General features: G+C 43.9%; 2 protein-coding genes. One reads left to right on the top strand and one right to left on the bottom strand.

Features of this window, described 5'->3' with window-relative positions; translation table 11 throughout:
- Positions 1-160, top strand: a 160-nt coding sequence (maoP, locus tag R7Z49_RS24760) for a DUF413 domain-containing protein (RefSeq protein WP_318112340.1), incomplete at its 5' end; no start/stop codon positions are given.
- A 151-nt stretch (positions 161-311) separates the two neighbouring features.
- On the opposite strand, the gene R7Z49_RS24765 is transcribed toward maoP, so the two are convergent.
- Complete coding sequence (locus R7Z49_RS24765) at positions 312-563, bottom strand: DUF3081 domain-containing protein (protein ID WP_005464900.1); 252 nt, start codon at positions 561-563, stop codon at positions 312-314.
- Positions 564-732: the final 169 nt, after the last annotated feature.

Raw genomic sequence — 732 nt, forward strand, 5'->3', positions numbered from 1 at the left:
GCTAGAAAACCCAGGCAAAGCGAAAACTAAAATCGAGCGCACTTGGTTAAAATACACCCAACTGGCTCGTGGTCGTAAGCGCTTCCATACGCTAAACGGTCGCAACAAACCAGATGCGGCTGACGACTATGCAGAAGAGAGTTTGGCTGAAGACGATTAATAAGAAATAACCAAACGTCAGATGTTCAACAAACGTTCATCATTCGGTGTGAGTGAACGCTTCTGACACATTTCTTCTCCTAAAGCCCAAGGGCGCGTTCTCCCGAGGGCTTTTTTAATATCTGCGATTTTGGTGCATGGGAAATGTCGACCTATTTCGCCAGCATCGCAATCTTTTTCAAAAACGTTTCTTTTAAGTGCTCCTGCTCGTACTCTAGGTGATACGTGTTGTGGAAACCCACTTTCAGCTCCACGCCGTTGCCTCTTAAAAAGACGTTGTAACCATCGTAATCCGAGAACGCCTCCACACCTTCATAGATCTTACCGAACTCCGTTGGCGAACCGTTGTTCATGACGTTTTCGTACGCTTGTAGCACTTTGCTTGGATCCAATTCGTTTTTCATAGTGATATCCCTACCTGTTCACACGCTGTAATTATGGTTAAGGAATGATTTACCTGCCATGTACGAGGTTGAGTGAGATCAAAATATTTGAATTTTTTCCGCCACTTACCATCCAATAAACCCAGAACATCGACGCTTGATGTTTACTTTATAACTTAATTCAAGCCAT

The organism is Vibrio sp. 1562, assembly GCF_033340155.1.
Lineage (GTDB): Bacteria > Pseudomonadota > Gammaproteobacteria > Enterobacterales > Vibrionaceae > Vibrio > Vibrio alginolyticus.

Excerpts from the sequence above, each read along its gene's own strand:
- R7Z49_RS24765 (WP_005464900.1), bottom strand. The coding sequence starts at position 563 with ATGAAAAACGAATTGGATCCAAGCAAAGTGCTACAAGCGTACGAAAAC.